35 protein-coding genes and 1 tRNA gene are annotated in these 25,024 nt (G+C 68.2%); 5 read left to right on the plus strand and 31 right to left on the minus strand.

The features are described 5' to 3' along the window. Nucleotides 1–14: 14 nt before the first annotated feature. The gene (locus QM792_RS18375; protein ID WP_415151546.1) at nucleotides 15–755 is read right to left on the minus strand and encodes a GntR family transcriptional regulator; all 741 of its coding nucleotides are present in this window, start codon (nucleotides 753–755) and stop codon (nucleotides 15–17) included. A gap of 188 nt (nucleotides 756–943) precedes the next feature. Here QM792_RS18375 and QM792_RS18380 point away from each other — a divergent pair, with 188 nt between their 5' ends. Next, a complete protein-coding gene (locus QM792_RS18380; protein WP_415151547.1) occupies nucleotides 944–1,654 on the plus strand; it encodes a class I SAM-dependent methyltransferase in 711 nt (236 codons plus the stop codon). A 21-nt stretch (nucleotides 1,655–1,675) separates the two neighbouring features. Here the strand turns inward: QM792_RS18380 and QM792_RS18385 are convergent, their stop codons facing one another. Genes QM792_RS18385 through QM792_RS18400 form a run of 4 tightly spaced genes read right to left on the minus strand, consistent with a single transcriptional unit; the run spans nucleotide 1,676 to nucleotide 5,795 of the window. Beyond that, entirely contained in the window at nucleotides 1,676–1,876 is a 201-nt protein-coding gene (locus tag QM792_RS18385) for a DUF2783 domain-containing protein (RefSeq protein ID WP_415151548.1), read from the minus strand. Between the two features lie 11 nt (nucleotides 1,877–1,887). Further along, nucleotides 1,888–3,579, minus strand: coding sequence for an FAD-dependent monooxygenase (locus QM792_RS18390; RefSeq protein ID WP_415151549.1), 1,692 nt, complete (start codon nucleotides 3,577–3,579; stop codon nucleotides 1,888–1,890). 27 nt (nucleotides 3,580–3,606) lie between these two features. Then, nucleotides 3,607–4,695, minus strand: a complete 1,089-nt coding sequence (locus tag QM792_RS18395) for a Rieske 2Fe-2S domain-containing protein (RefSeq protein WP_415151550.1) — start codon at nucleotides 4,693–4,695, stop codon at nucleotides 3,607–3,609. 8 nt (nucleotides 4,696–4,703) lie between these two features. Continuing rightward, nucleotides 4,704–5,795, minus strand: a complete 1,092-nt coding sequence (locus QM792_RS18400) for an ABC transporter substrate-binding protein (protein WP_415151551.1) — start codon at nucleotides 5,793–5,795, stop codon at nucleotides 4,704–4,706. A gap of 285 nt (nucleotides 5,796–6,080) precedes the next feature. Here QM792_RS18400 and QM792_RS18405 point away from each other — a divergent pair, with 285 nt between their 5' ends. Next, a complete protein-coding gene (locus QM792_RS18405; protein ID WP_415151552.1) occupies nucleotides 6,081–6,848 on the plus strand; it encodes an IclR family transcriptional regulator in 768 nt (255 codons plus the stop codon). Between the two features lie 18 nt (nucleotides 6,849–6,866). On the opposite strand, the gene QM792_RS18410 is transcribed toward QM792_RS18405, so the two are convergent. After that, complete coding sequence (locus tag QM792_RS18410; protein WP_415151553.1) at nucleotides 6,867–7,301, minus strand: hypothetical protein; 435 nt, start codon at nucleotides 7,299–7,301, stop codon at nucleotides 6,867–6,869. 322 nt (nucleotides 7,302–7,623) lie between these two features. On the opposite strand from QM792_RS18410, the gene QM792_RS18415 reads away from it, so the two are divergent. Next, nucleotides 7,624–8,931, plus strand: a complete 1,308-nt coding sequence (locus QM792_RS18415) for a protoporphyrinogen/coproporphyrinogen oxidase (protein ID WP_415151554.1) — start codon at nucleotides 7,624–7,626, stop codon at nucleotides 8,929–8,931. Between the two features lie 59 nt (nucleotides 8,932–8,990). On the opposite strand, the gene QM792_RS18420 is transcribed toward QM792_RS18415, so the two are convergent. After that, nucleotides 8,991–9,067: transfer RNA gene (locus QM792_RS18420), tRNA-Met, on the minus strand. A gap of 65 nt (nucleotides 9,068–9,132) precedes the next feature. Here QM792_RS18420 and QM792_RS18425 point away from each other — a divergent pair. Then, nucleotides 9,133–11,100: a gamma-glutamyltransferase family protein gene (locus QM792_RS18425; RefSeq protein WP_415151555.1), complete on the plus strand. Its 1,968-nt coding sequence runs from the start codon at nucleotides 9,133–9,135 to the stop codon at nucleotides 11,098–11,100. A gap of 157 nt (nucleotides 11,101–11,257) precedes the next feature. After that, nucleotides 11,258–12,757: a metallophosphoesterase gene (locus tag QM792_RS18430; RefSeq protein ID WP_415151556.1), complete on the plus strand. Its 1,500-nt coding sequence runs from the start codon at nucleotides 11,258–11,260 to the stop codon at nucleotides 12,755–12,757. A gap of 3 nt (nucleotides 12,758–12,760) precedes the next feature. Here the strand turns inward: QM792_RS18430 and QM792_RS18435 are convergent, their stop codons facing one another. The 24 genes from QM792_RS18435 to rpsC form a co-directional block, all read right to left on the minus strand. After that, nucleotides 12,761–13,165: a hypothetical protein gene (locus tag QM792_RS18435; protein ID WP_415151557.1), complete on the minus strand. Its 405-nt coding sequence runs from the start codon at nucleotides 13,163–13,165 to the stop codon at nucleotides 12,761–12,763. 208 nt (nucleotides 13,166–13,373) lie between these two features. After that, the gene (gene rplQ / locus QM792_RS18440) at nucleotides 13,374–13,775 is read right to left on the minus strand and encodes a 50S ribosomal protein L17 (RefSeq protein ID WP_415151558.1); all 402 of its coding nucleotides are present in this window, start codon (nucleotides 13,773–13,775) and stop codon (nucleotides 13,374–13,376) included. 71 nt (nucleotides 13,776–13,846) lie between these two features. Continuing rightward, a complete protein-coding gene (locus QM792_RS18445) occupies nucleotides 13,847–14,839 on the minus strand; it encodes a DNA-directed RNA polymerase subunit alpha (protein ID WP_415151559.1) in 993 nt (330 codons plus the stop codon). A gap of 154 nt (nucleotides 14,840–14,993) precedes the next feature. Further along, nucleotides 14,994–15,617: a 30S ribosomal protein S4 gene (gene rpsD / locus QM792_RS18450; protein WP_415151560.1), complete on the minus strand. Its 624-nt coding sequence runs from the start codon at nucleotides 15,615–15,617 to the stop codon at nucleotides 14,994–14,996. Nucleotides 15,618–15,758: 141 nt separating this feature from the next. After that, nucleotides 15,759–16,163 carry a 30S ribosomal protein S11 gene (gene rpsK, locus QM792_RS18455; protein WP_415151561.1) on the minus strand — a complete coding sequence of 135 codons (405 nt, stop codon included), beginning with the start codon at nucleotides 16,161–16,163 and terminating at the stop codon, nucleotides 15,759–15,761. A gap of 27 nt (nucleotides 16,164–16,190) precedes the next feature. Continuing rightward, complete coding sequence (gene rpsM, locus QM792_RS18460; protein WP_293439005.1) at nucleotides 16,191–16,556, minus strand: 30S ribosomal protein S13; 366 nt, start codon at nucleotides 16,554–16,556, stop codon at nucleotides 16,191–16,193. An 18-nt stretch (nucleotides 16,557–16,574) separates the two neighbouring features. Further along, complete coding sequence (gene rpmJ, locus QM792_RS18465; RefSeq protein ID WP_415151562.1) at nucleotides 16,575–16,688, minus strand: 50S ribosomal protein L36; 114 nt, start codon at nucleotides 16,686–16,688, stop codon at nucleotides 16,575–16,577. A 29-nt stretch (nucleotides 16,689–16,717) separates the two neighbouring features. Continuing rightward, nucleotides 16,718–16,936, minus strand: coding sequence for a translation initiation factor IF-1 (gene infA / locus QM792_RS18470; RefSeq protein WP_009855680.1), 219 nt, complete (start codon nucleotides 16,934–16,936; stop codon nucleotides 16,718–16,720). Nucleotide 16,937: 1 nt separating this feature from the next. After that, a complete protein-coding gene (secY, locus tag QM792_RS18475; protein ID WP_415151563.1) occupies nucleotides 16,938–18,248 on the minus strand; it encodes a preprotein translocase subunit SecY in 1,311 nt (436 codons plus the stop codon). Nucleotides 18,249–18,288: 40 nt separating this feature from the next. Next, nucleotides 18,289–18,720 (minus strand): 50S ribosomal protein L15, encoded by a 432-nt coding sequence (rplO, locus tag QM792_RS18480; RefSeq protein ID WP_415151564.1) that lies wholly within the window; start codon nucleotides 18,718–18,720, stop codon nucleotides 18,289–18,291. Continuing rightward, on the minus strand, nucleotides 18,720–18,902 hold the full coding sequence (gene rpmD, locus QM792_RS18485) for a 50S ribosomal protein L30 (RefSeq protein WP_415151565.1): 183 nt from the start codon (nucleotides 18,900–18,902) through the stop codon (nucleotides 18,720–18,722). The genes rplO and rpmD overlap by 1 nt, the downstream gene beginning before the upstream one ends. 23 nt (nucleotides 18,903–18,925) lie before the next feature. Continuing rightward, nucleotides 18,926–19,444, minus strand: a complete 519-nt coding sequence (gene rpsE / locus QM792_RS18490; protein ID WP_415151566.1) for a 30S ribosomal protein S5 — start codon at nucleotides 19,442–19,444, stop codon at nucleotides 18,926–18,928. An 11-nt stretch (nucleotides 19,445–19,455) separates the two neighbouring features. Beyond that, a complete protein-coding gene (gene rplR, locus QM792_RS18495) occupies nucleotides 19,456–19,824 on the minus strand; it encodes a 50S ribosomal protein L18 (protein ID WP_415151567.1) in 369 nt (122 codons plus the stop codon). A gap of 12 nt (nucleotides 19,825–19,836) precedes the next feature. Next, complete coding sequence (rplF, locus tag QM792_RS18500; RefSeq protein WP_415151568.1) at nucleotides 19,837–20,370, minus strand: 50S ribosomal protein L6; 534 nt, start codon at nucleotides 20,368–20,370, stop codon at nucleotides 19,837–19,839. 13 nt (nucleotides 20,371–20,383) lie between these two features. Beyond that, on the minus strand, nucleotides 20,384–20,779 hold the full coding sequence (rpsH, locus tag QM792_RS18505; RefSeq protein ID WP_415151569.1) for a 30S ribosomal protein S8: 396 nt from the start codon (nucleotides 20,777–20,779) through the stop codon (nucleotides 20,384–20,386). A 24-nt stretch (nucleotides 20,780–20,803) separates the two neighbouring features. Then, on the minus strand, nucleotides 20,804–21,109 hold the full coding sequence (gene rpsN / locus QM792_RS18510; RefSeq protein WP_415151570.1) for a 30S ribosomal protein S14: 306 nt from the start codon (nucleotides 21,107–21,109) through the stop codon (nucleotides 20,804–20,806). 8 nt (nucleotides 21,110–21,117) lie between these two features. Next, nucleotides 21,118–21,672, minus strand: coding sequence for a 50S ribosomal protein L5 (rplE, locus tag QM792_RS18515; RefSeq protein WP_415151571.1), 555 nt, complete (start codon nucleotides 21,670–21,672; stop codon nucleotides 21,118–21,120). 13 nt (nucleotides 21,673–21,685) lie between these two features. Continuing rightward, the gene (rplX, locus tag QM792_RS18520; protein ID WP_415151572.1) at nucleotides 21,686–22,003 is read right to left on the minus strand and encodes a 50S ribosomal protein L24; all 318 of its coding nucleotides are present in this window, start codon (nucleotides 22,001–22,003) and stop codon (nucleotides 21,686–21,688) included. A gap of 22 nt (nucleotides 22,004–22,025) precedes the next feature. Next, entirely contained in the window at nucleotides 22,026–22,394 is a 369-nt protein-coding gene (gene rplN / locus QM792_RS18525; RefSeq protein WP_209384869.1) for a 50S ribosomal protein L14, read from the minus strand. A 156-nt stretch (nucleotides 22,395–22,550) separates the two neighbouring features. Further along, complete coding sequence (locus tag QM792_RS18530; RefSeq protein ID WP_415151573.1) at nucleotides 22,551–23,066, minus strand: peroxiredoxin; 516 nt, start codon at nucleotides 23,064–23,066, stop codon at nucleotides 22,551–22,553. Nucleotides 23,067–23,179: 113 nt separating this feature from the next. After that, the gene (rpsQ, locus tag QM792_RS18535) at nucleotides 23,180–23,458 is read right to left on the minus strand and encodes a 30S ribosomal protein S17 (protein WP_415151574.1); all 279 of its coding nucleotides are present in this window, start codon (nucleotides 23,456–23,458) and stop codon (nucleotides 23,180–23,182) included. After that, complete coding sequence (rpmC, locus tag QM792_RS18540) at nucleotides 23,455–23,655, minus strand: 50S ribosomal protein L29 (RefSeq protein ID WP_293439095.1); 201 nt, start codon at nucleotides 23,653–23,655, stop codon at nucleotides 23,455–23,457. Before rpmC ends, rpsQ begins: the two co-directional genes overlap by 4 nt. Before the next feature lie 11 nt (nucleotides 23,656–23,666). After that, nucleotides 23,667–24,083 carry a 50S ribosomal protein L16 gene (gene rplP, locus QM792_RS18545; RefSeq protein WP_293439097.1) on the minus strand — a complete coding sequence of 139 codons (417 nt, stop codon included), beginning with the start codon at nucleotides 24,081–24,083 and terminating at the stop codon, nucleotides 23,667–23,669. A gap of 3 nt (nucleotides 24,084–24,086) precedes the next feature. Continuing rightward, on the minus strand, nucleotides 24,087–24,968 hold the full coding sequence (rpsC, locus tag QM792_RS18550) for a 30S ribosomal protein S3 (protein ID WP_415151575.1): 882 nt from the start codon (nucleotides 24,966–24,968) through the stop codon (nucleotides 24,087–24,089). Nucleotides 24,969–25,024 lie beyond the last annotated feature (56 nt).

Here is a 25,024-nt window from a genome sequence, read left to right on the forward strand (position 1 = left end):
CGGCGGCGGCGCTGTCAGTCGGGCTCGCCCACCACGCGGGTAACGGCCGCCGGCCCGAGCCGGGCAGCCTCCAGGATCTCGGACCAATGCCGGCGCAGCACCTGCCCGGCCTCGTAGACGTGTTCGCGCATCAGCATCTCGGCGCGCGTGCCCTGGCGCTGCTTGATCGCATCGAGCACGCGCACGTGCGCGTCGTGCGAACGCCGTACGATGTCGTGCGAACGCCAGAACACCACACGGTTGGACGCCAGCGGCAGATCATGGGTCTTGCGCACGAACTCGGCGAGCTGGCGGTTGCCGCAGCCGCGCACGATCAGGGAGTGGAAGTCGACGTTCATCGCCTGGTAGCGCTGGTGGTCGCCGCTGCGCAGCTCGCCGGGCTCGAGCACGGCTTCGCCGATGGCGACGCAGCGCTCCATCGCATCGATGTCGCGGCCGTTCGCGCCGCGCTCGGCGACGAGCCGGCAGGCCATGCCCTCCAGCGTGGCGCGCAGCTCGTAGGCCTCGAGCACCTCGTCGAGACTGAACTCGCGCACCCAGTAGCCACGATTCGCCGCGTAGCGCACCAGGCCCTGCTCGTTGAGCGCCTTCAGCGCCGCCACCACGGGCGTGCGCGACACCTGCATCTCCTCGGCCAGGGCCGTTTCCGTGAGCCGCTGTCCGGGCCGCAGCGCGCCGCTGAGAATCATCCCGCGCAGGCTGGCCGCGGTGGAATCAGCCAGCGTCGGGGTATCGTTGTTGGCGTCTGATTGCATGCAATCCCTCTTGAGTGAACGCAATCTAGCGCCGACGCCCTCAATAAATAACCGGGTTAACCCGATGAAATCGCTCTATTGCATGCAGGATGGACCTTGCTCTGGAGCAGCGAGCTTTCGTGGCGCATATATCATTTGTTGATGATATAGGGGTATCCCAGGCGAGCGATGCTTGAAACGGAGACGCCATGAACACCACCCACGCCATGACAACGCCGGTGATCACCAACGAACTCGCGCTGCTGGAAACGCTCGTGCCGCTGGCCGGCGCGCGGCTCATCGAGGCGGGCTGCGGCGCCGCGCACCTGGCGCGCGAGCTGGTCGGCCGCCACGAGGGCGCCGAGGTGGTGGGCATCGAGGTCGATGACCGGCAACTGGCCAAGAACCGGGCGAACCCCGTCGATCGGCTGCGGTTCGAGCGAGCCGGCGCCGAATCCATCCCCTTCGCCGACGCGTCGTTCGACGGTGCACTGATGTTGAAGTCGCTGCACCACGTGCCGATGCCGCTGATGGACCAGGCACTGTCCGAACTCGCCCGCGTGCTGCGCCCGGGCGGCTGGCTGTACGTGTCCGAGCCGGTCTATGCCGGCGAACTGAACGAGTTGATCCGCCTGTTCAACGACGAAGGCGTGGTGCGCGCGGCGGCGCAGGCGGCGCTCGACCGCGCCATCGCCTCCGGGCTGTGGGCCGCCGCGGCCGAGCATCGCTTCGAGACGCCCGTCGGCTTCGCCAGCTTCGAGGAGTTCGAGCAGCGCATGATGCGCCCGACCTTCGCCGACCACGGCATCGACGCGGCCATGCTGGAGCGCGTCCGGGCCCGCTACCTGCCTCACCAGGGGCCGGACGGTGCGCGCTTCAGCCGACCGATGCACGTGCGGCTGTTGCGCAGGACTCGTTGAGTTGGACAGCCTGGCAGTTGTTCAGAGATCACGCAGCGCAATCTCGACGTGACGGCGAAACCGTGCCGCGTCACCGAGCGCGTTGGCGTTCAGCAGCGCCAGCTTGACCAGGAAGATCGAGGCCCTGGCTTCGCCTGCCTGGTCGATGGCTTCGGCCAACGTGTCGTAGACGTCTTCGAGCGCAGGAACATCGAGTTCGCTGGGTGCGTTTGCAAGGGCCATGAGGCTTCCTTTCAGGCCGACAGGAGCGTATCCAGCGCCGCGCGCAAGCGCGCGGCGTCCAGCACTTGCCAGCGGGCACAGACATGCTGGTCCGGGCGCAGCAGATAGGCAGCACCCGAGCGCTCGACGCCGTAGCGTTGTCGTACCCGCCCCTGCGGATCGGCGAGCGTGCGGTCGGCGCCCTCGACGACGCCGGGTGCACCGATGGCAGTGACATGGATCGGCACGCCCCGGCTGCGGAAGTCATTCACCACCGTGGCAAGTTCCGGGGACACTGCGCCTGCCTCGGTGAACAGGAGCAGGTCGAGCGCGCCACCGAGGTGGTCGAGCAGGTAGTCGTCGGGTCCGAGGCGAACGTTGCGTGGCGGCGCGCCGTCGGCCGGCCCGTCGCGGAACAAGGTGTTGTCGTCGCCCGCCGAATTCAGCCGCGATGAAGCGTACTCGTGCGGCCTGGAGGTGCGCCAGTGGTAGAGCGGCCGCACGAACGTTTCGGTCAGCGAGAGCGACAGCACCGCATCGCGAAGCAACTGGAAGCCCGGCGACGGCGGCGTCATGAAGCGAGTGCTCTTGCCCGCCTCGGCGATGATCTCGCGCGCCGCGCCGACACGTTCGCGGCTGTAGTTGGCCAGCAGCGACTCGCCGGCCAGCCCGCGAACGACGAAAGCGAGGTGCCAGGCCAGCGATTGCGCGTCCTGGAAGCCGGTGTTGGCGCCGCGGACGCCGAAGATCGGCAGCAGGTGGGCGGAGTCGCCGGCGAACAGCACGCGGCCGTGGACGTAGTCGGGCAGCGTGAGGGCACGCGCCGAGTAGACCGAGCTCCAATCCATCTCCCACGGCACGCCCGCGTGGCCGATCATGGCCAGTTGCGCATCGATGCGCTTCTCGAGCGACTCGGGCCGCAGGGCCTCTTCGGGCGTCTCGCCTTCGGGTAGCTGGTAGTCGATGCGCCAGATGCCCAGCGGCTCGCGGTGCATCAACACGGTATTGCCGGGGTTCCAGGCCGGGTCGAAATAGGCGCGCCGTTCGGTCGGCAGCGGCAGGTCGACCTTGATGTCCGCGATGACGAAGTAGCCTTCGTAGGAATTGCCCTCCAGCGGCAGGCCGAGTGCCGCGCGGATCGGCGAGCGTCCACCGTCGGCCGCGACCAGCCAGCGTGCCTCGATCAAGTAGGCGCCGCCGGGCGTGTCGATCTCGGCGAAGACGCGGCCGTCTTCCTGGCGCACGCCGTTGCAGCGATTGCCCCAGCGCAGATCGATCAGCGGATTCGCCGTACAGGCGTCGAACAGATACTCTTCCAGGAACTGCTGCTGCAGGTTGATCATCGGGAAGAAGCGATCGTCCGGATCGTGCGGCGCCTCCATGCGGAAGACGTGTTGGCCTCGGTAGTAGCTGTTGCCGAAGCGCCAGGGCAATCCGGCCGCGGTGACGCGGTGCGCCACGCCGACCTGCTGCAGGATCTCCATCGAGCGCCGCGTGAAGACGATCGCGCGGCTGCCCTGCGACACCTGCAGCTCGGTGTTGAGCAGCACCGAGCGCACGCCCAGGCGAGCCAGCTCCAGGGCCGTCACCAGGCCGGCAGGGCCGGCGCCGACGATCACGACGTCGTGCTGCTGTACCGCCTGCCCCGCAGCGGGCACCCAGGGAGCGTGCACCTCGTACGGGTAATAGATGGACGCACGCGGCTCGGTCGATGGTGTGTGCATGAGCGATGTCTTGTCCAGCGTGCGTGGCTACGGCCGTGCATCGCGCCGCGCATGGCGCTCGCGCTGCGCCGCCAGCCGCTGGTCGATCAGCGCGCGGAACTGCACCAGCGCAAGATCCAGCCCGCAGGGCATGGGCACGAAGTCCGCGTCCTCGCGCAGGCAGCGCGCCTGCGCGGTGATGATCGCCCGGTCTTCCTCGAATGCGGCGACGACGCTCCGGTAGAGGCGCTCGCTGACCTCCGGCTTGTCGCGGTCGAAATTGCGCGGCTGGCAGAAAAAGTAGTGGCACGAGTCGGCCGTCTCCGGCGTGACGGCCTGGCAGTGGCGGAACTCGATCGCCGCGCGCCGGTCGCCGCGTTCGGCGCCGCTGCCCGCCGGCGCGAAGCCGGAATCCATGATCAGCAGGCCAGGCAGCAGGAAGTTGTAGTTGTTCCATCGGTCCACGTTGCCGCTCATGCCCTTGGCCTCGAGCAGCGCCGCGACGAACGGCGGCGGCGGCCTGTCCATGAACCACCGCGTGATGCGCAGGCCGTTGTCGAGGCGATCGACCTTGGAGCGCAGTTGCGCGTACTCCTCGGAGCCGCCAAGCGTGTTCGGATGAACGTACGAGAGGTGCGAGAAATCGAGCAGGTTGTCGTGCACCAACTGGCAGTTCACCTCGTAGTGCATGTACCCCGGCGGCGTGCAGGCCCACTCGGGATCGGTCAGCCAGTGCGTGTCGGGAATCAGCGCCGGTTCCGCCTCGGCGGCGTCACCGATCCACAACCACACCCAGCGATGCTGCTCGACCACCGCATAGGTGCGCACCTGCGCCTTGGGCGGAACGCGGTCGTGCCCGGGGATCTCCACGCAGCGCCCGCTGCCGTCGTACAGGAAGCCGTGGTACATGCAGCGCACCGTGTCACCCTCGTGGCGCCCGCAGGACAAAGGCGCGCCGCGGTGGCAGCAGCGATCGTCCATCGCGAACAGCCTTCCGGCGCGATCGCGCCAGAAGAGGACCCGGCGGCCGCAGATCGTGCGGGACAGAAGCTGCCCCGGTTCGATCTCATGCGTCCAGGCCGCGACATACCAGCAGTCGTCCATGTACATGGGCTGTGCCTCCGGGTTCGTCGCCATGGGGTCTCTCAGCGGTCGGCGTACTTCCACTTGCCGTCGTCGATGCGCACCATCACCTGGCTGCGCTCGTCGGCGCCGTTGTGGTCCGTGGCGGACATCGAATACACGCCCTGGGTCAACACGAGGTTGCCGGTGTTCTCCAACGCGGCGCGCAGCGCCTCGCGAAACTCGTTCGTGCCCGGCTGCGCCTTGCGCAACGCCTCGGGCACCGCAGCCTGCAGCAGCAGCATCGCATCCCAGGCCATGCCACCGAACAGCGAACGGCTACCCGCGCCGTGCTTGGCCTCGTAGCTGTTGACGAAGGCCAGCGCCTTGCCGCGCACCGGGTGCGACTCGGGCAACTGCTCGGCCACCAGCAGGGGCGAGACAGGCATCAGGGATCCGTTGACGCTCGCGCCGCCGACGCGCAGGAAGTCGTTGTTCGCCACCGCCTGCGTCTGGTAGATCGTGCCGCCGAAGCCGCGGTTGCGCAGTTCGATGTGCGGCATCGCGGCGGGCGTGCCGGCGGCGGCGATGAGAACCGCATCGGGCTTGGCGCCGAGCAGTTTCAGCGCCTGCGACACAAAACTCTGGTCCGTGGCGCCATAGCGCTCGACACCGACGATCTGCACGCCCGCCGCCGGCGCCATGCGCTGGGCAACGTCGAGAAAGGTCTGGCCGTAGGCGTTGCTCATCGCGACGATGCCCAGCCTGGTCTGCTGGTCGCGCTTCATGCGGTCGAAGATCATCTTGAGCGGGATGTGTTCTTCGGGCGGCATCTTGAAGGCCCACTTCTTCGGCCCTTCGAGCGGACTGACGATGGCGCCGCTGCCGGCCAGGCTGATCATCGGCGTGGAGGTCTCGCCCGCCACCTGCAGTGCCGCGAGCGAAGTCGGCGTCACCGACGGCCCGACCAGCACGTCGACCTTGCTCTCCGAAGTCAGCTTGCGTGCGGCCAGCGTGGCACCGGTCGGGTCGGAGGCATCGTCCAGCACGATCACCTGCACCTTCTGCCCGCCCACTTCGCGCGGCCAGAGTTCGACCGAATTGCGCGCCGGAATGCCCAGCGAAGCAGCCGGCCCGGTCAGCGAGAGAATGACGCCGATGCGCAGGTCCGCCATCGCCGGTGCCGCCAAGATGCCCAAGGCCAAGCCCAGGACAGCACGCTTGAACAACTTCATCCTTGTCTCCAGTTCGTTGAGGGTTTACCCTTTGCCTCTTGATGGCAATTTTCGCACCTATCGAGAAAAATGATTCTAGATACAGAAGAAATCCAGTCAATACCCCGATAGATGAGAAGAACACCTGAACCCATCATCGCCTCGGTAGCGCCCCGGCGCCGCGCCGCGAAGCCCGCTCACGCGGCGCAAGCCCGCACACCCGGTCCGTCCGTGATCCAACGGGTGATGGCCATCCTCAACCTGTTCAGCGGCGAGCACACGCTGATCTCCGTCGACGAGATCGCGCCGGCCCTGTCGATGAGCGCGGCGTCGGCCTATCGGTACGCGAGTGAACTGACCGAGGCGGGGCTGCTGGCGCGCAGCACGGGCCGTTTCCGGCTGGGGCCGAAGATCATCGAGCTGGAATACCTGATCCGCTGCTACGACCCGATCATCAGCGTCGCGCAGGATCTGATGACGGGACTGTCGGAGCTGACCGGATCCGATGTCCTTCTGTGCAACTTCTACGAAAACACGATCGTCAACGTCTCGCACGTTCGAGGCCCGACGCTTCTCGACATCACCTACACCAAGGGCCTACCGATGCCCTTGTTCCGCGGCTCGCAGGCGCATGTCCTGCTCGCCCATTTGGACCGACGCAAGTTGCGGCGCCTCTTCGACGCCGGCATGGCCGACCCTGCAACGGCAGCCGACGTTCGTGCCATCGGCGCAGAGTGGCCGGCGTTCCTCGCCACCCTCAAGCGCATCCGCGAGCAAGGCCACTACATCTCGCGCGGCGAACTCGACACGAGGATCTGCGGCATCGCGGCGCCGGTTTTCGGCGAGAACGGCGACATCGTCAGCAGCATCGTCGTCGCCAGCGACATGCACTCGCCGCCGCGCATGTCGGAGCACTCCATGGTCCAGATGCTGACCCACACCGCGCGCGAGCTGAGTCAACGCCTGCAGCAGCCGCGGCCGGCGCCTGCGCGTTCACGATCGGCCTCCGCCTGACCCGAACAGCACCAGCAATCAGCCCAGGAAATCCGGCGTGCCCCCCGCCTCATCCCAATAGGCGGCCAAGCCCATGTCCTCGCACAGCCGGAGAAAGCGCGGATGCTGGCGCAGTTCGGCGGCAACCGGCAGGAACAGCATCTGCGTGATGCGGCGGTGCTGGTCGGTGATCGAGGGGTCGCTCGCGGTCTTGTGCACGCCCACGCTGACGCTTCCGCGCCGCAGCAGGTAGCCCTCGGCGACCCGCATCGCGGCATCGGGCTCGCCCAGCCCGGCGAGGTGGATCACCGCCGCGAGGCTCTGGGTGGGGCCGAGTTCGGCGGCGCGCAGGTTGTGCTCGACCGCCTGCGGCCGCAGCGCCGGATCGACGAGCGCGCCCAGCGTGACTTCGAGCCTGGCCAGCGTCGGCGGCGGGAGGTCCGGCCGGGCCGATGCTTCGCCGAGCTGCTGCATCGCCTGCCGCGCGCGCCCCGAGAAAGCCAGGCTCCACAGCCGCGCGAACCAGATCGCGGGGTGCGGCCGGCGCCACCATCTCCGGTTTCGGGCTCGCAAGCGACGGCTCGATCGGCCGAGGCAACACCCTCGTCAGCGGAGTCGCCGCCGATCCCAGCGCCGCCAGCAGGTGACGACCGATCGGCTGCCGATGGACAGCCTGCAAGGGCTGGCTTCCGTGGGAGATTGAAGCGCGCGTGCAGCGCAGTTCGGGAAGCTTCGACTCCGGTGATTTGGTATCGTAGATTACCAATTCGACGCGGCACGCCGCCGCCGGGCTTCCATGAAGATCATCGTCATCGGTGCCGGCCTGTCGGGCCTGACGGCGGCGCTGCGGCTGCGGCAGCGCGGCCACGAGGTGCTGGTCGTCGAGGCGCAGGCGCATGCCGGCGGGCGCTGCAAGGCGGTGCGGCGCGACGGCTTCCTGATCGACACCTGCCCCGAGCTGGCCGCGAGCAGCTACCGGCGCTGGCTGGCGCTGATCGACGAGGTGGGCCTGGGCGGCGAGCTGGTCGATTGCCCGAGCGTGATGAGCATGCTGCGCGACGGCCGCCTGATCGACATCGACCTCGCCAAGCCCTGGACGCTGGCCGCCACGCCGCTGCTGTCGTGGCGCGCCAAGCTCGCGCTGCTGCGCGGCCTGTGGCGCCTGCGCGGCCCGTTGCGCGCGGTGCCGCACTACCTGCTCGACGACGTGCGGCTCGACGATCCGCACAACAACGCGCGCGCGGTGGCGATGCGCGCCTTCGGCGCCGAAGTCACCGACCTGCTGCTCGAGCCGCTGCTGCGGCCGATCGGCGGCGTGACGCTGGACATGATGTCCTCGCTGATGGTGCCCTACACGCTGTCGGACTGGAGCCGCATGGTCACGCTGCGCGGCGGCCTGGACAGCCTACCGAAGGCGCTCGCCGAGCGGCTGCCGGTGCGCTACGGCAGCAGCGTGCACCGTGTGCACGCCGACAGTGCCGGCGTGCGGCTGGACGTGCACGAGGCCGGCGGCGGCACCGCCGAACTGCGCGCCGACAAGTGCCTGATCACCGCCCCCTACGACCAGGCCGAGGCCATGTACCCGCGCCTGGCCGAGCTGGCCGGCGACTACCGGCAGACCATGCAGTTCATGCGCATGATCGACGTGAAGCTGGCCTACGGCCGGCCGACGCGCAGCCGCGCCGCCTGCGTGATGCTGTCGACGCAGGCGAGCCGCGACATCAACGTGGTCTCGCTGGCGCACAACAAGTGCGCCGACCGCGCGCCGCCCGGGCACGCGCTGTTCTCGGTGTTCACCGAGCACAAGGAGTACGCGCGCCTGGCCGCGATGGCCGACGACGATCTCGTCGCGATGCTCGCCGCGCAGGTCGAGGCGCTGTATCCGGAGGTGCGCGGCGCGCTGCTGTTCAGCCGCGTGGCGCGCCAGGAGCGCGTGAGCTACGTACCCGATGCCGGCTTCTTCCACCGCACGCGCCGGCTGTGGGACGCCGTCGGCACCGACCCGCGCGTGCAGCTCGGCGGCGACATCTTCATGTTCGGCGGCATGGAGGCGGCGGTGGCCAGTGGCGAGCGTGCGGCGGCGCGGCTGGCCCAGGCCCACTGATCCCGGGATGCACCCTAGAAACGCCGAAGCCCGCACGAGGCGGGCTTCGTTCCATTCGGTGGTTGCGAGGGCAGGATTTGAACCTGCGACCTTTGGGTTATGAGCCCAACGAGCTACCAGACTGCTCCACCTCGCGACTGAGCCTGTGAGTATAGCAGCACTGTGCGTTTTGGGTACGGAAGCATGCATGATGCGCCTTCCATGATGTATCGGGCTCCCGCATCCGCCGCCGTCCTCGCCGCACTCGCCCTGTCTGCTTGCGCCGGCTTCAATCGCAGCCGGCCACCGATTGCCGACCTCGCCTGCCGGGTGTCCGGGCCGGACGGCGCGGGTGTCGTCGTCGGCTCGGGCGTGCCGGGCGATTCCTCGCTGCCCGAGCCGGGGTCGGGGTACCGCACGGGCCTGCAGGTCCGGTACGCGCGCACGTACATGGCGTCCACGTCGAACGCCTACGCCAGCGCCGCGGGCTGCGCGGTGCTGAAGAAGGGCGGCACGGCGGCCGACGCGGCGGTGGCGGTGCAGGCGGTGCTCGGCCTGACCACGCCCGAGGCCACCGGCCTCGGCGGGGGCGGCTTCGTGCTCTATTACGACGCCGCCGCCCGAGCGGTGCAGGCCTACGACGGCCGCGAGTCGGCGCCGGCCGCCGCGACCGAGAACGACCTGCGCTACGTCGACGCCGCCTCCGACCGGACGACGCCCCGGCCGAGCGCCCGCGCGAGCGGCCGCTCGATCGGCACGCCCGGCATCCCGCGCCTGCTCGAGAAGCTGCACAAAGACCACGGCCGGCTCGCCTGGAAGGATCTCTTCGCCGACGCGATCGGCCTCTCGACCCGCGGCTTTCCGATCGGCGCCCGGCTGGCCTCGGCGATCGCCGCGAACGCGAGCGAGCTGAAGCGCGACCCCGAAGCGCTGGCCTATTTCTTCGACGCGGCCGGCCGCCCCAAGGCGCGCGGCACCACGCTCAGGAACCCGGCCTACGCCGACACGCTCGCGCAGATGGCCCGGGGCGGCGCCGATGCCGTCTACGGCGGGCGTATCGGCGCCGACATCGTCGCCAAGATCGGCGCGAGCACCGGCGCCGACGGCTCGGCCATCACACCCGGCAAGACGACGCTCGCTGACCTCGCCGCCTACGAGGTCAGGCTGCGCGAGCCGGTCTGCACGCGCTATCGCGCCCACTGGGTCTGCGGCATGCCGCCGCCGAGTTCGGGCGGCATCGCGGTCGCCTCGGCGCTGGGCATCCTCGAGAACTTCGACCTCGCGCCGCACAAGCCGGCCGCCGTCGACCTCGAAGGCGGCAGGCCCACGGTGGCCGGCGTGCACCTCGTCAGCGAGGCCGAGCGGCTGGCTTATGCCGACCGCGATCTCTACGTCGCCGACACCGACTTCGTGCCGCTGCCCGGCGGCACCTGGCAAACGCTGCTCGACAAGGGCTACCTCCACAGCCGCGCCGGGCTGATCAATCCCGGCGCCAGCATGCGCACGGCGCGGGCGGGCGTCTTCCCGGCGACCGCGCCCAGGGGCCTGGACCCGGCGCCCGCCGAGCACGGCACCAGCCAGTTCACCATCGTCGATGCGAGCGGCAACGTGCTGAGCGCCACGACGACGGTGGAATCGAGCATGGGTTCGTTCCACATGACACACGGCTTCCTGCTGAACAACCAGCTCACCGACTTCTCGGCCGCGCCGGCCGATGCCTCGGGCACGCCGATCGCCAACCGCGTGCAGCCCGGCAAGCGCCCGCGCAGCTCGATGGCGCCCACCATCGTCTTCGCGATGGCGGCCGACGGCTCGCGCGGCGACTTCGTGCTGGCCACCGGCTCGCCCGGCGGCGGCAGCATCCCGCAGTACGTCGTGAAGGCGCTGGTCGGCGCGCTCGACTGGGGGCTGGATGCGCAGCAGTCTGCCAACCTGGTGGACTTCGGCGCCCGCAACGGCCCGACCACCACGCTGGGCGGCGAGCATCCCCACATCGACGGCTCCCACGATGGCAACGACGGCCCGCTCGTCGTCGGCCTGCGCGCGCTCGGCCACACGGTCTCGACCCGCGCGCAGGCCAGCGGCGTCAACACCGTCATGCGCGTGCGCCTCGGCGGCGTGCCGGCGCTGGCGGGCGGCACCGATCCGCGCCGCGAGGGCATCGTGCTGGGCGACGGCTTCGTGCCCTAGGCTTCGGCACCGGTCGCACATCGGGTTAGCCGATGTATCGCCGCGCGCCCTTTGGATACACCTGTTGACGCAACCGGGGCCGGTGCGCCCGGGAGCCCTCCAGAATCGGATCGGCATCACGCATCCGTTTCCAATGCATCGAGGAGGAGTCCCCACCATGTCCTGGCGCATGCCCCTTCCCGCCCTGGCCGCCCTGGCGCTGGCCCTGGGCGCGGCCGCCCCGGCGGCCCACGCGCTCGACTGCGCGCAACTGGCCACCCCCATCTACCAGGCCGTCAACCCGAACTCGCAGGCCAACCTGCTCACCCGCTGGTCGAACGAGGTCGACAGCGCCCGCGCCAAGTACGGCTTCGCCGACGTGCGCGGCGAGGTCTTCAAGGCCGCGACGGCGCCCGGCGACGGCCTGCTGGCGGTGCACCGGCTCTACCGGCCGGGCAGCAACGACTTCGTCTGGATCACCAACCCGGCCGAGATCGCCAGCGCCGTGGCGCGCTACGGCTACGTGGACCAGGGCGCGAACTTCTACGCCGCCGCGGCACCGGCCGCCTGCGCGCAGCCGGTGTTCCGGCTGCTCAAGGGCGCCATGCACCGCCACGCCACCACCGAGGCCGAGCGCGACGCCCTGGTGGCCGCCGGCTGGCGCTACGAGATGGTGAGCTTCTACGCCGCGCGCCGCACCAGCACGCCGCCGCCGGTGGCGTCGACGAAGTTCTCGATCGCCATGATCCCCGACACCCAGAACGAGGTGCAGTTGCTCTACCCCGGCAGCAGCGGGCGGCGCCTGAACGACTGGCGCATCCAGATGCGCAACCAGTGGCTGGTGACGCAGCGCGAACCGCTGAAGCTGGCCTTCGTCGGCCACACGGGCGACCTGGTGAACTGGGGCGAGACCGAGGTGCCCGAGGCGCCGCAGTACACCGAGCACCAGTACAAGGTGGCCTCGGCGGGCATGGACGTGCTGGGCGCGGCCGGCATCCCGTACGGCATCGCGCTCGGCAACCACGACACCCGCGCGGTGTGCGCCGGCGGCAGCGCCTGCCCGGGGCAGAGCGCGCATGCCAACGTGCGCCTGTCGCCGCTGTTCAACCGCTACTTCGACGGCAAGTTCACCGCGCTGGCGGGCCGGATGACCGAGGGCGAGCTGCAGAACCACTACAGCGTGTTCGAGGCCGGCGGGCTGAAGTGGCTGGCGCTGGTGGTCGAGTTCATGCCGCGCCAGGAGGCGGTCAACTGGGCGCGCGAGGTGATCGCGGCATACCCGCGGCACAACGTGATCGTGATGACGCACGCCTTCCTCGACGGCGGCGGCAACGTCATCGGCGGCAACGACGGCTACGGCGACAAGTCGCCCGCCTACCTGTGGGACACGGCGCTGAAGATGTACAGCAACGTCAAGTTCGTGTTCTCGGGCCACACCGGCGTGCAGGCGCGCCGCACGCTGACGGGCACCAACCAGAACCGGGTGGAGGCCTTCAACCAGACCTTCCACGACAACACCACGGCGCCGGTGCGCATCGTCGAGATCGACACCGCCGCCGGCGGCGGCCGCAGCTACGTGGTGCGCCCGGCGCGCTACCAGAGCAGCGGCACGGTCATGGTGGAGCAGCCGGCGCGCGAGTACGAGGCGGCCTTCGACGGCATGAGCTTCGTGCGCTGAGCCTCAGTCGGCAGCGCCGCCGCTGGGCACGCGGCGGCGCACCACCATCATCGGCGGGTAGTTCACGTGCAGCTTGCGCTGGTGGAAGCGCTGCAGCCGCTCGATCTCGATGCGCACGCGCTCGGTGAAGCCCTTGCGCTGGCCGCGGTGGTCGTGCAGCAGGTCGTCGAAGATCGACTCGACCTCGAACTTGTCGCCCCAGGCGAGCGCCAGGCGGTTGGCGATGCGCGGGTAGTAGCGGCACAGGTGCTTGGGGTGGATGGCCGAGGGAATGCGGCGCAGCCACACGTGCGTCGGGCTTTGCAGCACGCGGTCCTGGTCGCGCTGCGGACTGCGCAGGCGCAGCCACTGCGCGTCGCCGCCGTCCGGCCCCGCCGAAATCTCGCTGGAGATATCCCCGCCGTTCATTTGTCGTTCACCCGTCAGGATGCGTGTTTGTGAACGCATTCTGACGGTCGGCGGCCCGGCCGCACAGCGGGTCCGCGGGCCGCGCCACGGCCACGGTGACATCCACGTGACATTGTTGGCTGGCGGCGCCGGCCGGACCTTCAAGCTAGGGGGGCGCCAATGAAAAGAGCCGGCTCGCGCCGGCTCCGTTCGTGCCCGTGGGGCAGGCTTATTCCGCCTTGTCGGCCTCGGCCGCCGCTTCGGCGGCCGGCTCGGGCCGGTCGACCAGCTCGACGAAGGCCATCGGCGCGTTGTCGCCGACGCGGAAGCCCATCTTCAGGATGCGCGTGTAGCCGCCCGGGCGCGCCTTGTAGCGCGGGCCGAGCTCGCCGAACAGCTTCACGACGATCGCGCGGTTGCGCAGGCGGTCGAAAGCCAGGCGCTTGTTGGCCAGCGTCGGCTCCTTGGCCAGCGTGATCAGCGGCTCGACGACGCGGCGCAGCTCCTTGGCTTTGGGAACGGTGGTCTTGATCGCCTCGTGCTCGAGCAGCGAGACGCACATGTTGCGCAGCATCGCCTGGCGATGCTCGCTGGTGCGGTTGAGTTTGCGAAGTCCGTGACGGTGACGCATGGTGCTTTCCTGTCCTTATTGAACCCCGGCCGTGTCAGGTACCGGGGGGTGCACGTCGCGCTGAGCTTCGCTCAGCGCTTGTCCAGGCCCTGCGGGGGCCAGTTCTCCAGGCGCGCGCCCAGCGTGAGGCCACGGGAGGCGAGCACTTCCTTGATCTCGTTGAGCGACTTGCGGCCCAGGTTCGGCGTCTTCAGCAGCTCGGTCTCGGTGCGCTGGATCAGGTCGCCGATGTAGTAGATGTTCTCGGCCTTCAGGCAGTTGGCCGAGCGCACCGTCAGCTCCAGCTCGTCGACCGGGCGCAGCAGGATCGGGTCGAACTTCTGGTCGCTGCGTTCGGTGCGGCCGGCGTCGAAGAGCTGGTCGACCTGGCCTTCGAGCTGCGCGAACACCGCGAGCTGCTCCACCAGCACCTTGGCCGACGAGCGGATCGCCTCTTCCGGCGTGATGGCGCCGTTGGTGACGATCTCCATCACCAGCTTGTCGAGGTCGGTGCGCTGTTCGACGCGCGCGCTCTCGACCGTGTAGCTCACGCGCGAGACCGGCGAGAACGAGGCGTCGAGCACGATGCGACCGATCGACTTGGTCGGCTCGTCGCCGTAGCGGCGCAGCGTGCCGGGCACGTAGCCGCGGCCCTTCTCGACCTTGATCTGCATGTCGAGCTTGCCGCCTTGCGACAGGTGCGCGATCACGTGCTCGGGGTTGATGATCTCGACGTCGTGCGGCGTCTGGATGTCGCCGGCGGTGACCGGGCCCTCGCCTTCCTTGCGCAGCACCAGCGTCACTTCGTCGCGGTTGTGCAGGCGGAACACGACGCCCTTGAGGTTCAGCATGATGTGAACCACGTCCTCCTGAACCCCGTCGATCGCCGAGTATTCGTGCAGCACGCCGGCGATGGTCACCTCGGTGGGCGCGTAGCCGACCATCGACGACAGCAGCACGCGGCGCAGCGCGTTGCCCAGCGTGTGGCCGTAGCCGCGCTCGAACGGTTCGAGCGTGACCTTGGCGCGATTGCCGCCGAGCGGCTCCACGTTGATGGCTTTGGGCTTCAGCAGATTGGTTTGCATTGAGTCCTGTTCCTCTCAATACCCTCGGCTCGTTACACCGATAAGGCAGGGGACATGGCCGGGGATGGGTTCTCGATCGCTTCGCCCCGGCAAACGAAGCATCGCCGAGAAGGGTGTCGGCCTGTGGGCCGGCACCCCGCCTTCGTCTTCAGCGTTATCGGGAATACAACTCGACGATCAGCGCTTCCTTGATGTCGGCGCCGAACTCGTCGCGGTCGGGCGCCTTCTTGAACACGCCCTCGAGCTTGTTCGCGTCGACCTGCACCCAGCCCGGCATGCCCTGCGCCTCGGCCAGCTTCACCGAGTCGGTGACGCGCAACTGCTTCTTGGCCTTCTCGCGCACCGCCACGGTGTCGCCGGCCTTGACCGAGTACGAGGCGATGTTCACCACCTCGCCGTTGACCGTGATGCCCTTGTGCGAGACGAGCTGACGCGCCTCGGCGCGCGTGCTGCCGAAGCCCATGCGGTAGACCACGTTGTCCAGGCGCGATTCGAGCAGCGTCAGCAGCGTCGCGCCGGTGTTGCCCTTGCGGCGCTCGGCCTCGGCGAAGTAGCGGCGGAACTGGCGCTCGAGCACACCGTACATGCGCTTGACCTTCTGCTTCTCGCGCAGTTGCAGGCCGAAGTCGCTGGTGCGGCTGCCGGAGGTGCGGCCGTGCTGGCCGGGCTTGGAGTCGAACTTGGCCTTGTCGCTGATCGGGCGGCGCGCGCTCTTCAGGAACAGGTCGGTGCCTTCACGGCGGGAGAGTTTGGCCTTGGGGCCGAGGTAACGTGCCACGTTGATGTCCTTCGTTCAATCTGGCGCGAGCGGTTCTCGCGCGAGCCTGGCGGGTTGTTGTTGTGGGCGCTCAGGCGGTGGGCTTACAAGCGAAAAAGTCGGCGATGCCGAAACGGCCTCGCCGACCGGGGAAAACGGCGCTCAGATGCGGCGGCGCTTCTGCGGACGGCAGCCGTTGTGCGGCACCGGCGTCACGTCGGAGATCGAGTTGATGCGGATGCCCAGCGAGGCCAGCGCGCGCACCGACGACTCGCGCCCCGGGCCCGGGCCCTTGATGCGCACGTCGAGGTTCTTGATGCCCTGCTCCTGCGCGGCGCGGCCGGCCACCTCGGCGGCCACCTGGGCGGCGAACGGCGTGCTCTTGCGCGAGCCCTTGAAGCCCTGGCCGCCGCTCGACGCCCACGACAGCGCGCCGCCCTGGCGGTCGGTGATCGTGATGATCGTGTTGTTGAACGACGCGTGCACGTGCGCGATGCCGTCCGCGACGTTCTTGCGGATCTTCTTGCTCACGCGCCGCGCGGCGGTGTTGACGGGTGCCTTAGCCATGTTCGGTGACCTTCGTTCGATGCTTGCTTACTTCTTGACCAGGGCGCCCGACTTGCGCGGGCCCTTGCGCGTGCGCGCATTGGTCTTGGTGCGCTGGCCGCGCACCGGCAGGCCGCGACGGTGACGGAAGCCGCGGTAGCAGCCGAGGTCCATCAGGCGCTTGATGTTGATCGACATCTCGCGGCGCAGGTCGCCCTCGATCGTCAGCTTGCCGATCTCTTCCCGGATCTTCTCCAGGTCGCCGTCGGTCAGGTCCTTGATCTTCTTCGAGTACGCCACGCCCACCGTGTCGCAGATCTTCTGCGCCGTCGTGCGGCCGATGCCGTAGATGTGCGTCAGGCCGATCTCGGTGTGCTTGTGCGGCGGGATGTTGATGCCAGCGATGCGTGCCATGTCCTAATCCTTCGGTTCTCAGCCTTGACGCTGCTTGTGGCGCGGGTCGGTGCAGATCACCCGCACCACGCGCTTGCGGCGGATGATCTTGCAGTTGCGGCACATCTTCTTGACGGAAGCGGCGACTTTCATGCTCTTCTCCTAAGCCCTCGTCAGGCTGCTCACTTGGCCCGGAACACGATCCGGGCCCGACTCAAATCGTAGGGCGTCAGCTCGACCGTCACCTTGTCGCCCGGCAGGATGCGGATGTAGTGCATGCGCATCTTTCCGGAGATGTGGCCGAGCACGACGTGCCCGTTCTCCAATTTCACGCGAAACGTGGCGTTGGGCAGGTTCTCCAGGATCTCGCCCTGCATCTGGATGACATCGTCCTTCGCCATCTCAGCTCGCCTTGAAGTTCGCCTTTTTCAGCAGGCTCTCGTACTGCTGGCTCATCACGTAACTCTGCACCTGGGCCCAGAAGTCCATCGTCACGACGACGATGATCAGCAGCGAGGTGCCGCCGAAGTAGAACGGCACGTTGTACTTCAGCACCAGGAATTCGGGCAGCAGGCACACCAGCGTGATGTAGACCGCGCCGACCAGCGTCAGCCGCGCCAGGATCTTGTCGATGTGCCGCGCGGTCTGCTCGCCCGGGCGAATGCCCGGGATGAACGCGCCGCTCTTCTTCAGGTTGTCGGCCGTCTCGCGGCTGTTGAACACCAGCGCCGTGTAGAAGAAGCAGAAGAACACGATCGCCGCGGCGTACAGCATCACGTAGATCGGCTGGCCGGGCGACAGCAGGCTGGCGATGTCCTTCAGCCAGCGCAGGCTGTCGCCGGTGGCGAACCAGCCCACCACGGTGGCCGGCAGCAGGATGATCGACGAGGCGAAGATCGGCGGGATCACGCCCGACATGTTCAGCTTCAGCGGCAGGTGCGACGACTGGCCGCCGTAGACCTTGTTGCCGACCTGTCGCTTGGCGTAGTTCACCAGGATCTTGCGCTGGCCGCGCTCGACGAACACCACGACGTAGGTCACCACCACCACCAGCGCGATGATGAACATCGAGACGATGATGCTCATCGCGCCGGTGCGCACCAGCTCGAACAGGCCGCCGATCGCGCTGGGCAGGCCCGCGGCGATGCCCGAGAAGATCAGGATCGAGATGCCGTTGCCCAGGCCGCGCTCGGTGATCTGCTCGCCCAGCCACATCAGGAACATCGTGCCGGCCACCAGGCTCACGATCGCCGTCATGCGAAAGCCGAAGCCCGGCGTGATCACCAGCCCGGGCGAGCCCTCCAGCGCCAGCGCGATGCCCAGCGACTGGAACAGCGCCAGGCCCAGCGTGCCGTAGCGCGTGTACTGCGTGATCCTGCGGCGGCCGGCCTCGCCTTCCTTCTTCAGCGCCTCCAGCGAGGGCACCACGTAGGTCATCAACTGCATGATGATCGACGCGGAGATGTAGGGCATGATGCCCAGCGCGAAGACGGTGAAGCGCGACAGCGCGCCGCCCGAGAACATGTTGAACAGGCTCAGGATGCCGCCGGCCTGGCCCTGGAACAACTGCTGGAGCTGGTTCGGGTCGATGCCGGGCACGGGAATGTGCGCGCCGATGCGGTAGACCACGAGCGCGAGCACCAGGAAGACGAGCCGGCGACGCAGGTCGCCGAACTTGCCGCTCTTGGCCAGTTGATTCGCGTTGGTTGCCACTGAGTTCCGTTCTTCGTTCTAACGAAGCGATGCGCGCGCGTCAGGCCACCGAGCCGCCGGCGGCCTCGATGGCGGCCTTGGCGCCGGCGGTGGCGGCTATGCCCTTGAGCGTGACCTTCTTGGTCAGCTCGCCGCGCTTGATCACCTTGACGGTCCGCGCCAGTTGGCTGACCAGCTTGGCCGCCTTCAGCGCCAGCAGGTCGACCTCGGCCGCGCCGAGCTTCTCGAGCGCGGCCAGCGTGACCTCGTCGTTGAACTTGAGCTGCGCCGACTTGAAGCCGCGCTTGGGCAGGCGGCGCTGCAGCGGCATCTGGCCGCCTTCGAAGCCGACCTTGTGGTAGCCGCCGGCGCGCGACTTCTGGCCCTTGTGGCCGCGGCCCGCCGTCTTGCCCAGGCCCGAGCCGATGCCGCGGCCGACGCGGCGGCGCGCCTTCTTGCTGCCCTCGGCGGGCTTGATCGTGTTCAGTTCCATCACAGCACCTTCACCAGGTACGAGACCTTGTTGACCATGCCGCGCACGGCCGGCGTGTCTTCCAGCGTGGACTCGCTGTTGAGCTTGCGCAGGCCCAGGCCGCGCACCGTGGCGCGATGCGACTCGCGCGTGCCGGCGACGCTGCGCACCAGCTTCACCGTGAGGGTCTTCTTCTCTGCCATGTCAGTTCTCCGCGGGGCGCCGGTCAGCCGAACAGCTGCTCGACGGTCAGGCCGCGCTTGGCGGCCACCTCGGCCGGCGTGGTCGAGCTCTTCAGCGCGTCCAGCGTGGCGCGGACCATGTTGTACGGGTTGGCCGAGCCGAGGCTCTTGGCGACGATGTCGGTCACGCCCATCACCTCGAAGACGGCGCGCATCGGGCCGCCGGCGATGATGCCGTCACCGGCCTTGGCCGGCGCCATCAGCACCTTGGCGGCGCCGTGCTCGCCGGTCACCTGGTGCTGGATCGTGCCGTCCTTGAGCTGCACCTTGAACATGTTGCGGCGCGCGGACTCCATGGCCTTCTGCACCGCCACCGGCACTTCCTTGGCCTTGCCCTTGCCCATGCCGATGCGGCCGTCGCCGTCGCCGACCACGGTCAGCGCCGCGAAGCTCAGCGTGCGGCCGCCCTTCACGACCTTGGTCACGCGGTTCACCGCGATCATCTTTTCCTTCAGACCGTCGTCGTTGCCTTCGGTCTGCGCGCGGGGTTGAAACTTTGCCATGTTCGGTTTCCTCAGAACTGCAGGCCGGCTTCACGCGCGGCTTCGGCCAGCGCCTTGACGCGGCCGTGGTACGCGAAGCCCGCGCGATCGAACGCCACCTTGTCGATGCCGGCGGCCTTGGCCTTCTCGGCGATGCGCTTGCCGATCACCGTGGCCGCGGCCACGTTGCCGCCCTTGCCAGCAGCGCCGAGTTCCTTGCGCACGTCGGCTTCGGCGGTGGAGGCGCTGGCCAGCACCTTGGTGCCGTCGTCGGAGACGACGCTGGCGTAGATGTGCAGATTGGTGCGGTGCACCGTCAGGCGCGCGACTTCCTGCTTGGCGATGCGCGCCCGGGTCTGGCGGGAGCGGCGCAGGCGCTGATCTTTCTTGTTCAGTGTCATGGTCGTCGCTCCTTACTTCTTCTTGGTTTCCTTGAGGGTCACCTTCTCGTCCGCATAGCGGATGCCCTTGCCCTTGTAGGGCTCGGGCGGGCGGATCGCGCGCACCTCGGCGGCGACCTGGCCCACCACCTGGCGGTCGGAGCCCTTGATCACGATCTCGGTCTGCGTCGGGCAGGTGACCGTGATGCCGGCGGGCATGTCCTTGACCACCGGGTGCGAGAAACCGATCTGCAGGTTCAGCTTCGGGCCCTGCGCGGCGGCGCGGAAGCCCACGCCGACGAGCGTGAGCTTCTTCTCGAAGCCCTTGCTGACGCCGGTGACCATGTTGGACACCAGCGCGCGCATCGTGCCGCTCATCGCGTCGGCCTCGGCGCTGTCGTTGGCCGGGGCCAGCGCGAGCGAGCCGCCTTCCTTCTTGATCGTGACCAGACCGTTGACCGGGCGCACCAACGTGCCCAGCGAGCCCTTGACGCTGATCTGCTCAGCCGTCACCGACACGTCCACGCCTTGCGGCAGGGCGATCGGCATCTTTCCCACGCGAGACATCTCGAACTCCCCCTTAGGCCACGTAGCAGAGCACTTCGCCGCCGATGCCGGCCTGGCGCGCCTTGCGGTCGGTCATCACGCCCTTGGGCGTGGTGACGATGGCCACGCCCAGCCCGTTCATCACGGACGGGATGTCGTGGCGGCCCTTGTAGATGCGCAGGCCCGGGCGGCTGACGCGCTCGATGCGCTCGATCACCGGACGGCCGGCGTAGTACTTCAGCGCGATTTCCAGCTCGGGCTTGGCCGACTCGCCGCGCACGGCGAAGTCCTCGATGTAGCCCTCGTCCTTCAGGACCTTGGCGATCGCGACCTTCAGCTTGGACGACGGCATCGCGACGCTGGTCTTCTCGACCAGTTGCGCGTTGCGGATGCGCGTCAGCATGTCGGCGATGGGATCACTCATGCTCATGTGAATTGCTCCTTTGCGCGCCGATTACCAGCTGGCCTTGACGACACCGGGGATGTCGCCCTTGAAGGCCAGTTCGCGGATCTTGTTGCGACCCAGGCCGAACTGGCGGAACGTGCCGCGCGGGCGGCCGGTCAGCTCGCAGCGGTTGCGCTGGCGGCTCGGGTAGGCGTTGCGCGGCAGCTTCTGCAGTTCCAGGCGCGCGGCGTAGCGCTCCTCGTCGGACTTCTTCGCGTCGTTGGCGATCGCCTTCAGCTCGTCGTACTTCTTCTTGTACTTGGCGACCAGTTGCTCGCGCTTGAGTTCGCGCTGGATGAGGGAGAGTTTAGCCACGGGCCACCTCAGTTCTTGAACGGGAACTTGAATGCGGCGAGCAGCGCCTTGCATTCGTCGTCGGTCTTCGCAGTCGTCGTGATGCTGATGTTCAGCCCGCGCAGCGCGTCGACCTTGTCGTAGTCGATCTCGGGGAAGATGATCTGCTCCTTCACCCCGATGTTGTAGTTGCCGCGGCCGTCGAACGAGCGGCCCGAGACGCCGCGGAAGTCGCGCACGCGCGGCAGCGAGATCGTCACGAAGCGGTCGAGGAACTCGAACATGCGCACGCCGCGCAGCGTGACCATGCAGCCGATGGGCACGTTCTCGCGGATCTTGAAGTTCGCGATCGCCTTGCGCGACTTGGTCACCACCGGCTTCTGGCCGGCGATCTTGGTGAGGTCGCCGACGGCGTTGTCCATCACCTTCTTGTCCGCCACCGCCTCGCTGACGCCCATGTTCAGCGTGATCTTGGTGATGCGCGGCACCTCCATGATCGACTTGTAGCCGAACTTCTTCACCAGCTCGGGGACGATCTTCTCGCGGTACACCGCCTGCAGGCGGGCGCTTTGCTGTTCAGCCATGTTCGTGATCCCCTCAGGCCTTGATCTCTTCGCCGCTGGACTTGTAGACGCGCGTCTTCTTGCCGTCGGCCAGCAGCTTGATGCCCACGCGGTCGGCCTTGCCGGTCGCCGCGTTGTAGATCGCCACGTTGCTCTGGTGGATGGACATCGACTTCTCGACGACGCCGCCGGTGGTGCCCTTCATCGGGTTCGGCTTGACGTGCTTCTTCACCACATTGACGCCCTCGACGACGAGGCGCTCGTCGTCGACGCGCTGCGTCACGGTGCCGCGCTTGCCCTTGTCGCGGCCGGTCAGCACGATGACCTGGTCGCCCTTGCGAATCTTGTTCATGACCTGTCCTTCTTGCAGCCGCTCAGAGCACTTCCGGCGCCAGCGAAACGATCTTCATGAAGCGCTCGGTGCGCAGCTCGCGCGTCACCGGCCCGAAGATGCGGGTGCCGATCGGCTCGAGCTTGGCGTTCAGCAGCACGGCGGCGTTGCCGTCGAAGCGGACCAGCGAGCCGTCCTGGCGGCGCACGCCCTTGGCGGTGCGCACGACCACGGCGCTGTAGACCTCGCCCTTCTTGACGCGGCCGCGCGGCGCGGCTTCCTTGATGGAAACCTTGATCACGTCGCCGATGCCGGCGTAGCGGCGCTTGGAGCCGCCCAGCACCTTGATGCACATGACGGACTTCGCGCCAGTGTTGTCCGCGACGTCGAGTCGCGATTGCATTTGGATCATTGTTCTGTCCCCAACTTGAACCGGCAGTTGCCTGCGCGGCCAGTCTTGGGCCCGTTGTGTGGGCGGATCCGAAGCCCGGCGCTCCCACGACGGAAGCGGCCGAACTTTCGGCGAAGCTGCGGATTATGCAGGCAATCAGCAGCCTGTGTCAAATCCTCACGAGAGGATCTGCTTCGCCTGGGACAGCAGCGTGCCGGCGTCGCTGACCTCGAACTGGCCCGGGCCCTCGACGTTCAGCGCCTTGACCACGCCGTCGACCACCAGCATCGAGTAGCGGTTCGAGCGCAGGCCCAGGCCGCGCGCCGAGAGGTCCAGCGTCAGGCCGGTGGCCTTCGCGAAGTCGGCGCTGCCGTCGGCCATCATGCGCACCTTGCCGGCGGTGCGCTGCTCGCGGCCCCAGGCGCCCATCACGAAGGCGTCGTTGACCGACACGCACCAGATCTCGTCGACGCCGGCGCGGCGCAGCTCGTCGAACTTCTCGACGTAGCCGGGCACGTGCTTGGCCGAGCAGGTGGGCGTGAAGGCGCCCGGCAGGCCGAAGATCGCGATTCGGCGGCCCGCGACCAGCGACTCCACGTCGAAGGTGTTCGGGCCGAGCGAGCAGCCGTCGCCCTCGACCTCGATGAATTCCTGAAGCTTGCCCGCGGGCAGCCTGTCTCCGACCTTGATCATCGTCTTGCTCCTTCCGTGTTGGCGGCCAAAAGGAAACGGCCGGCCGCCAGTGTTCCAGCGTTCCGGCCGTGTCGCCCGAGGGCCCGCAAAGGCCTCGTGCGCCAGCTTGGCAATCAGACGGCCGCGGCCTTCTGCACCAGGCGCGTCACCACCCACGACTTGGTCTTGGAGATCGGCCGGCTCTCGGCGATCTCGACCACGTCGCCGAGCTTGTATTCGCCGCGCTCGTCGTGCGCGTGGTACTTGCTCGACTTGCCGACGATCTTGCCGTACAGCTCGTGCTTGGTGCGGCGCTCGACCAGCACGGTGATGGTCTTGGCGCGCTTGTCGCTGACCACCTTGCCGATCAGCGTGCGGGTGTTCTTCGCTTGTTGGGTCTGGGCTTCGCTCACTTCGCAGCCTCCTTCTTCTTCTCGGCCAGGATGGTCTTGGCGCGAGCGATGTCGCGGCGGGTCTTGCCCAGCTGCGAGTGGTTGTTCAGCTGCTGGGTGGCCTTCTGCATGCGCAGGCCGAAGTGCGCCTTGAGCAGATCGCCGACTTCCTTCTCGAGGCCGGCGACGTCCTTGGCGCGCAGTTCAGATGCTTTCATGGTCTTGCTCCTCAGGCGCCGATCGCGCGTGCGACGAAGGTGCACTTCAGCGGCAGCTTGGCCGACGCGAGCGTGAACGCCTCGCGCGCCAGCGCCTCGGGCACGCCGTTGATCTCGTACAGCACCTTGCCCGGCTGGATCTCGGCGACCCAGTATTCCGGGTTGCCCTTGCCGTTGCCCATGCGGACTTCGGCCGGCTTCTGCGAGATCGGCTTGTCGGGGAAGATGCGGATGAAGATGCGGCCGCCGCGCTTGATGTGGCGCGAGATGGCGCGGCGCGCCGCTTCGATCTGGCGCGCCGTCAGGCGGCCGCGCTCGGTGGCCTTCAGGCCGAAGTCGCCGAACGACACGGCGGCACCGCGCGTGGCGATGCCGGTGTTGCGGCCCTTCTGCTCCTTGCGGTACTTCCTGCGATTGGGTTGCAGCATGGCTTATTCTCCTTTGCCCTCGGCGCCCGGCGCGGCGACCTTGCGCACGCGCTTGACGGCCGGGGTCTTGGGCGCATCGGCCGCCACGGCAGGCTTGTCGCTGCCGTCGGCGGGCGCGCCCGACTGACGCGGGGCGCGGTCGGCGCCCGGGCCGCGGCCGCGGCCGTCACGGCCGCCCGGCGCGCCGGGACGCGCGCCGCGGCGCGGACGGCGGTCGTCGCCCTCGCCTTCCGGCTTGGCCGCGGGCGCTTCGCCCTGGCCGAGGCGGTCGCCGCGGTAGACCCACACCTTCACGCCGATCACGCCGTAGGTGGTCTTGGCTTCCGAGAAGCCGTAGTCGATGTCGGCCTTCAGCGTGTGAAGCGGCACGCGGCCTTCGCGGTACCACTCGCAGCGCGCGATCTCGATGCCGTTCAGGCGGCCCGACGACATGATCTTGATGCCCTGCGCGCCCAGGCGCATCGCGTTCTGCATCGCGCGCTTCATCGCGCGGCGGAACATGATGCGCTTCTCGAGCTGCTGGGTGATCGAGTCGGCGATGAGTTGCGCGTCGATCTCGGGCTTGCGCACTTCCTCGATGTTCACCGCCACCGGCACGCCGAGGCGGCGCGTCAGTTCGGCCTTGAGGTTCTCGATGTCCTCGCCCTTCTTGCCGATCACCACGCCCGGCCGCGCCGAGTAGATCGTGATGCGGGCGTTCTTGGCCGGACGCTCGATCAGGATGCGCGAGACGGCGGCGCTCTTCAGGCGCGTCTTGAGGAATTCGCGAACCTTCAGGTCCTCGGCCAGCATGCCGGCGAAGTTCTGGTTCGAGGCGTACCAGCGCGAGGCCCAGCTACGCGTGACCGGCAGACGGAAGCCCACCGGATGAATTTTCTGTCCCATGGTGTTCCTTGCGCCCTCAGTTGCCGACGGTGACGAAGATGTGGCAGGTCGGCTTG

The sequence above is a fragment of the Piscinibacter sp. genome (assembly GCF_047600445.1).
Lineage (GTDB): Bacteria > Pseudomonadota > Gammaproteobacteria > Burkholderiales > Burkholderiaceae_C > Piscinibacter.